The organism is Methanobrevibacter sp. UBA188 (assembly GCF_905234905.1).
Lineage (GTDB): Archaea > Methanobacteriota > Methanobacteria > Methanobacteriales > Methanobacteriaceae > Methanocatella.
The window spans coordinates 1-7,359 of the sequence record NZ_CAJOJM010000057.1; the positions used below are offsets into that span (position 1 = coordinate 1).

The following is a 7,359-nucleotide window of genomic DNA, read 5'->3' on the forward strand; positions in this document are numbered from 1 at the left end:
GGTGTTGCAAAAGGTGTTTTATGTGATGAACTGAAACATTTTTTATCTGAACAGGTATTTGAACAAAATTTGATTCAAACATTACTCGGATGTAATAAACTTGAAGAACCTGTTATGAATACGAACGTGTATTTGTTGAGTGTTCCGATGGACTCTGATGAAGATACAGTTATTTGGTCTTATAATAGTTCAGATGACAATGTGTGCATTAATGATTCAATATGTGAATCTTTAATTGGGTTGAGTATGGAGAATAACACTTCTGAAAATGGAATGATTGCCGTAATGAGTTATGATCAGTCAAATTCAAAAGAAATGTTGAAAATAGAAAACAAATTAAATCCTGATATTAATGAATATGGTAAGGGTAATGATAAATCTTCAGCTAAATTGACATCAGCTGAAATTAAACAGATTGGTGTTGATGCAGCAAATAAGGCTTTATCTTACTTCAAATCCTGTGGCATTAATGTTAAAAAAGATTATAGTAAGTTCTATATTTTAACTTCGGCAGGTTATGCAAAAATCAATGGTATGAATACTAAAAGGGCTATTGATGGTCTTCTTGAAGTATTCGGGCCTGAAATAAGTAAGAATATAGGTTTAATTCAAACTCCATTATGGAAGGATTTAATATTCTATTTTGTATGGGTAAAAGACGCTAATAATAAAGATTTCGTATCATATTGCTTAAAATATTATCCTAGTGTAGGTAAATTAATTGAATCAAGTGAACATAAAAAACAAGGAGATTTCTTTGCTTATTTGTTGGGATTGTTTGATGACAATCAAGAAACTCATCACGGTTCCGATTATTATGATTTCACTCCGGATACAATTGATTGTGCAGGTAAAATCGTTAAACATGCTTCAAAGGCAAATAAGACAAATGTTACTAAGAATAAGACTGCATCCAATGCAACAAATTCAAGTAACATCACTGTCAATCGGGCTAATTTGCCGGGTGAAATACCAAGAAGTAACGTTAATCCGTATAATATCCTGTATACGCTAGCTTCAATATTGTTTGTTTGCGGAATATTTGGTGTAAGTTACTCTAAACGTTAATTTATAAGTATTTCACGAAAGTGAAATATTTTTTTTATTTTTTTTTTAAATTTCTCTATTTGAAACCACTGCTTTTTTTAATTATTAAATACATAATTTAATTGATGAGTCTTTAGTTACACATCGAGTTAAAAAATTTATATACTTTGTTAAAGTAATAATTAATTGTAAATTATTAAAATTTATTTGATTATGGGGAAATTAATATGGATATGATGAGTGTTTTGTGGCAAGTTGGTATTTTCGCCTCTGTTCTTGTTTTCGGTGTAAAAATAGGATTGGCGTCAGGTTTGGCTAATTTGTCTAAAAAATTATTTGCAATAATCTGTATTGCATATGGTGGTGGAGTGGTTTTGATTTCTGCTATTGCTTCATTATATGCTGACCAATTAATACAGGCCATCTATGGATATAATACAATTTTTTATATTATCATGGCTTCAATCATGATTATTGCAGGTTTATTTACAATTAGGGAATGGAAAATACATGATAAGAATACATCTACTGCAACTTCTCTAGCTATTATAGCTCCTTGTCCATGCTGTTTTGGTTCAATTATCGCAAGTGTTTTGATTGTTGCACCTACAATCGGTGTCAGCTCACTTAATTTGAGCTGGTATGCGGCTGCAGCTTTGGTGGCAGTCATGATTGTAACATATTTGGCATCAAATACAATTGTCAGGTTCATACGCAAACCTTATCCTATTGTATTGGGCAATTTCATGCTGCTTTTAGGGGCATATTTCCTGCTTTCAGCGATTGTAATTCCAAACATTGCAGGAGCTTTGACAAAAACCGTAAGTCCTATTTCAATTAGTTCTCCTCAAGACATACTTATGGTAATATTAGCGTTCGCTATTTTAATTGTTGGAGGTATGGTTTTAACTAAAAGAGGTAGGAGTCTTTTAGAATAATTTTTAGGTGAAAAAATATGGCTTTAAATATTCCAGGTGGAGAATTTTTAACAGGTTCTCTTGATGTAATCTCACAGAGTTTGACCATTCCAGTATTGGTTATTTTGCTTATAATTGTGATTATTACAATTATCTCTTTAGGTGGAGTGATTGCTGAGTATACTTCAAGAAGAAAGGTTCCTGTAGGAACTATCAGAGATTTGATTTATGATATTAATGCTGCAGGTTCTGTTGAAGAGCTTAAAAACATTATTTCAGATGCTAAAATACCAAAATCTCAGAAAAAGGTTTTAACAGAAATTGCATCTTCCGAAGCATTGGGCAATACTTCAAGAGAAGCTTTAGCACGTAAATTATTTGAATTTGAAGAAGAGAAAACTTTAGATAATCTACAGAAGACAGACATTATTACTCGTATCGGACCGACTTTAGGATTAATGGGTACTTTAATCCCTATGGGTCCTGGACTTGCGGCTTTAGGTGCCGGTGACATTAACACCCTTGCAAGTTCCCTTACAGTTGCATTCAACACAACAATCGTAGGTATCGGTTCCGGTGCATTATGTTATGTATTAGGTAAAATCAGATCTGGCTGGTATGACAGATACTTATCTGATTTGGATGCATTGATTGATGCAGTTCTTGATTATATGAATAAATAGTGATTTTATGGTAAGAAAGCGAAGTCGAAGACGATCTAGAAGAGTCGAAGAAGACCCAATGGCAGGTACATCTAACCTTGTAGATGCAATGCTTGTTATTGCAGTTGGTTTTTTAGTTTTTGTTATCATAAGCTGGAACATGCAGGCAATGATTGATCCAAGTCAGAATATTCAAGAACAGATGCAGCAGCAAAAGACTACTCAAGTAGACCAAGGCCAACAGTTAAATGATACTCCTGACACTTCAAACAGTTCTGGTCAAGGTTATACTGAAATGGGTAAAGTCTATAAAGACCCTGCTACGGGTAAGCTGATAATGGTGGAAGGTTAAATCCTTCCACATTTAAACTTTTTTTTCTTAAATCTTATATAATCCAAATTACAAATATTATATTAAATTTCAATATGTGATTTGGTGATTTGATGGTTGAAGCTAATTTTTTACGTGCAAGCATTATAAATTTTATCTCAGCATTCATAATTGCTGGTGTTGCATGTTATTTTCTTTTGCAGTTCAACCTCACTGAGGTAATGTATATTGGAAACCTGTTTGGACTGTATTTTTTAGTTGTCTTTGGAACTGAGATTCTTATTGAAGGTGGAAAACTTAAAAACAACTCCCAGAGGTTTAAATTTGTAATAGTAAATATTTTAGTCTTTGATATTTTATTTTTGATTTTGGTGCCTCTGATATTCGGAAGCGGTGTTTTAAGTTCATTCGATCATCTTGTGATGATTTTTAATGGTGTTCATTTTAGTCTGATACTTAATGCTATATTTTATATGACAATTTTTGCCCTGATGATGTTGATCTTCAATTATTTATTATATAGAAAATCATAATCAATCGATTATTTTATAAACAACTTTGATTATAATAATACTTACGAATTTTTAATGGTGTTAAATGTATGGAATTTTGTCCTGATTGTGGTGCAATGTTAATGCCCAGTAAAGGAAAGGTTAAATGTAGATGCGGATATGAAAAGTCACTGACAAATGATGATATTGAGGAGCAGTATCATATGGAAGGTGAAAAGAATCCTGAAATGAAAGTGGTGGTTACGGATAAAAACAATGTTGCCCTTCCGACAACTACAATAACCTGCTATAAGTGCGGTGGAACTAAAGGTTATTGGTGGACTGTACAGACAAGGTCTGCTGATGAGGCTCCAACTAATTTCATTCGTTGTGCCAATTGTGGAAACACTTGGAGAAGTTCTAACTAGAACATAGGATTCCCTCTAAATTAATCTTTAGTAACTAAAATTTTTAAACTACTTATTTTATCTAATACTTTGAAAATAGGGTTTTTTATTAATTTATTAATTTTTAATTAACAACAAAAAAGCTATTGCAACATTCAAAATCAAAAACAATGTTTTCAAAAAACTTAAAGTTGGCAAAAAAGTTACTTATCAGGTAACATACTTGAAAGACACTGTTAAGAAAACTGTAAAAATTAAAAAGTAGATGCATCTGCATCCTACTAATTTTTTATTTTTTTACTAAATTTTTACATATCATTATTCTATGTGGGTGCCTATTTATTCGTGCTTTTGTTCTTCAGTTTTTAGTTTAGCGCATCATTTCATTCACTATTTTAATCCTACCTTTGGCGCGAAGCACTTTTCGCAAGTTCGTATTTATTTATCATCAGTTAATTTTCCCATTTTTGTAATTCTATATTTTGGTATTTTAATATTTTAGACAGTTAATATGTGACTATTAAATGTAAAGTTAATAATTCATTTTACCATAATTAATTAATAAATTATTCTTTATAATATTAATAGGAGGTAATTAATGTACTACAAAAATAAGTTTTTCATCATAGGTCTACTATTATTTGTAGCTTTATTGGCGATTTCAGCGGTAAGTGCAGCTGAAAATACAACAGATATTGCAACAGTAGATTCGGATATGTCTGGAAATGAAATACAATCATATTCAAATGATGATGCAGTAAAACAAGTAAATGAAAGAGAAATAATCGGCAAAATTGATAATGGAACATTTAGTGATTTACAAACAAAAATTGATGCTGTGGGTGTTGGAGGTGTGGTAAATCTTGAAAATAATTATGCTTATGATGATTCATTTTCAAATAATGGAATAACCATAACAAATCCAATTACTATTAACGGTAACGGTTTTACAATAAATGGTATGGGACAATCCAGGATATTCAACATAACTTCTTTGAATAATGTTATTTTAAATAATATCACATTTATGAACGGAAATTCAAAGCTTGGTGGAGCAATAATATTGAATGGAGATGTTTCAGGCATTGCGATTGATAACTGTAAATTTATAAACAACACTGCTACACAGAATGGTGGTGCAATATATGCCAAAGGTGCATTCATTAATAGCACTATCAAAAATTCTGAATTTGCATCAAATATTGCCGCTAAAAATGGTGGTGCAATTTATTTTTTAATCAATTCCAGCGGAAATCTGTTTGAAAATATAGCTTTTTCCAATAATAGGGCAAATGGGGCAGATGGTGGTGCAATCAATTTTCACGCACAATTAACAAAAACAACTTTCAATAATCTCACATTTTTAAATAATCATGCTGCAAATGGTGGGGGAGCTATAAACACTGATCATAATGTTAATGACAATAATTCATATGTAAATTCCACTTTCATCAACAACAGCGCTAAAAACGGTGGAGCATTTAACGGTTATGGATATTCTAACTACAACTCCTTTGAAACATGTGTGTTTATTAATAACTCCGCTTCTAATCATGGTGGTGCAATATACTATTCCAGAAATATAGAGCGAAATACATTAAACAATTGTGTATTTGTCAACAACTCTGCTAAAGCAAATGGTGGAGCATTATATAGTTATAGAAATTCCAATTACAATAAATACAATAATACTGTATTTATAGGTAATGTTGCTACCAATAATGGTGGTGCAATATACAATAGAGGCTATTCAGATTCTGAAACCTATAACAATTGTGTTTTCATCAATAATTCTGCACTTTCTGTTGATGGGGGATGCATAAATGTTTATGCGAATTTGGCAGGTGTTGTTTTTGACAATGTCTTATTTATAAACAATAGTGCTGCAGGCAATGGTGGTGCAATAAATGTGGATGATGATGCAAAATATGTCATTTTCTTTGAAACTGCTTTTATAAATAATACTGCAGGTAAAAATGGTGGTGCATTATCTTTTGATAATTCAAAAAGGAACATGCTGGAAAATACATTTTTCATTCAAAATCAGGCAGGTATTGATGGCAGTGCAATTCACATTTCCAAAAACATGTTGGATGATAAAATCATCAAATCCTATTTCCTCATTAACAGTGCTGACGGTGCTGTAATTGAAGTTAACGGTACAATCAATTCCAATTTTGAAGCAATATTTGTTAATAATACTGGAAATGCAGTAATAAGATTGAATTTTGCAAATGATACAAATATAAGCGATGGTGTTTTCTTAGGAAATATTGTTGAATCAACAATTGCAATCAATTCATCAAATAATACAAACGTGAATAACAATGTTTTCTTAAATAATGAAAGTACATATGAAATCATGGCGGGTAAAGGACTCAATGCCGATTATAATTGGTTTGGAAATAATGCAACCAATTATGATGCACAACCTAATATAAAGGGTGATGTGGATTATGATACCTGGCTGTTTTTAAACGCAACAGCAAGTCCTAATAATATCACTGTTTTCGATACCTCAAATGTCGTATTCCTATTGTTTAATTATAATTCAACATCAGGCGAGATATATGAACACTTTCTTTTGGATTCTGTTGAGTTGACAATTACTGCAACAAATGGGCAGGTTAATGATACTATTGTCTCTTTGGGAGAAACTATTGAATACGATTCAACCACCAGTGGAATTGCTGGTGTAACCGCTTCAATGGGCGGTGCCAAACACACAATTAACATCATGGTTAAAAAGCTTCCTACTCAATTGACAGCAAGTCCTGTAACTGCAGTTTTCAATGTTAATAAAAATCTGGTCATTACTTTAAGGGATATCAATGGCAATGCGATTAGTGGTGCTCTTTTAACCGTCAACTTAAATGGTGCTAAAAAATACACTACCGATAAAAACGGTCAGGTTAAAGTATCCATTAAGGGATTGGTTCCTAAAAAATATACTGCTAAAATTGCATTCAACGGCAACACCAATTATGACAATTCAACTAAAAGCGTTAAGGTCACAGTCAAAAAGGCTACTCCTAAAATAACTGCCAAGGCAAAAACCTTTAAGACAACTACAAAAACCAAAAAGTACACAATTACCTTAAAGGACAATAAGGGCAAGGCAATCAAGAATGCAAAAGTCACCTTGAAAGTCAAAGATAAAACATATGCTGCAAAAACCAATTCTAAAGGAAAAGCAACATTCAAGATCACCAAGCTGAACAAAAAAGGAACATTCAAAGCAACTATAACTTATAATGGAAACAAATACTACAATAAGGTATCCAAAAAGGCAAAAATAACTGTCAAAATTGTTTTTAAAACTGTTTCTAAAGGAAGCAAAGACTCAGCAATGGTTAAAAAAATCCAAAGGGCTTTGAAAAACAATGGCTACTATCTCACATACCAAGGCCATTACTTGAAAGTTGATGGGATCTATGGGGATTGCACTGTCAGGTCCGTCAAAGAGTTCCAAAAAGACAATGGACTTAAAGTAACTGGTAAAGT

6 protein-coding genes and 1 pseudogene are annotated in these 7,359 nt (G+C 32.0%); all 7 read left to right on the forward strand.

What is annotated here, in order from left to right; genetic code table 11:
• Positions 1 to 1,068 (forward strand): annotated as a pseudogene (locus QZ143_RS08635) (hypothetical protein); the annotation flags it as partial.
• Positions 1,069 to 1,274: 206 nt separating this feature from the next.
• The gene (locus QZ143_RS08640) at positions 1,275 to 1,985 is read left to right on the forward strand and encodes a DUF2162 domain-containing protein (RefSeq protein WP_292883216.1); all 711 of its coding nucleotides are present in this window, start codon (positions 1,275 to 1,277) and stop codon (positions 1,983 to 1,985) included.
• A 17-nt stretch (positions 1,986 to 2,002) separates the two neighbouring features.
• Positions 2,003 to 2,647: a MotA/TolQ/ExbB proton channel family protein gene (locus tag QZ143_RS08645; RefSeq protein WP_292609854.1), complete on the forward strand. Its 645-nt coding sequence runs from the start codon at positions 2,003 to 2,005 to the stop codon at positions 2,645 to 2,647.
• Positions 2,648 to 2,654: 7 nt separating this feature from the next.
• Complete coding sequence (locus QZ143_RS08650; RefSeq protein ID WP_292883219.1) at positions 2,655 to 2,978, forward strand: DUF2149 domain-containing protein; 324 nt, start codon at positions 2,655 to 2,657, stop codon at positions 2,976 to 2,978.
• A 92-nt stretch (positions 2,979 to 3,070) separates the two neighbouring features.
• Positions 3,071 to 3,490, forward strand: a complete 420-nt coding sequence (locus QZ143_RS08655; protein WP_292883222.1) for a hypothetical protein — start codon at positions 3,071 to 3,073, stop codon at positions 3,488 to 3,490.
• Positions 3,491 to 3,558: 68 nt separating this feature from the next.
• Positions 3,559 to 3,876 carry a transcription factor S gene (locus QZ143_RS08660; RefSeq protein ID WP_292883225.1) on the forward strand — a complete coding sequence of 106 codons (318 nt, stop codon included), beginning with the start codon at positions 3,559 to 3,561 and terminating at the stop codon, positions 3,874 to 3,876.
• 577 nt (positions 3,877 to 4,453) lie between these two features.
• On the forward strand, positions 4,454 to 7,359 hold a 2,906-nt coding region (locus QZ143_RS08665; protein WP_292883228.1), incomplete at its 3' end, for a peptidoglycan-binding protein.

Coding starts and splice junctions, on each gene's coding strand:
- QZ143_RS08640 (WP_292883216.1), top strand. CDS start 1,275: ATGGATATGATGAGTGTTTTGTGGCAAGTTGGTATTTTCGCCTCTGTT.
- QZ143_RS08645 (WP_292609854.1), top strand. CDS start 2,003: ATGGCTTTAAATATTCCAGGTGGAGAATTTTTAACAGGTTCTCTTGAT.
- QZ143_RS08650 (WP_292883219.1), top strand. CDS start 2,655: ATGGTAAGAAAGCGAAGTCGAAGACGATCTAGAAGAGTCGAAGAAGAC.
- QZ143_RS08655 (WP_292883222.1), top strand. CDS start 3,071: ATGGTTGAAGCTAATTTTTTACGTGCAAGCATTATAAATTTTATCTCA.
- QZ143_RS08660 (WP_292883225.1), top strand. CDS start 3,559: ATGGAATTTTGTCCTGATTGTGGTGCAATGTTAATGCCCAGTAAAGGA.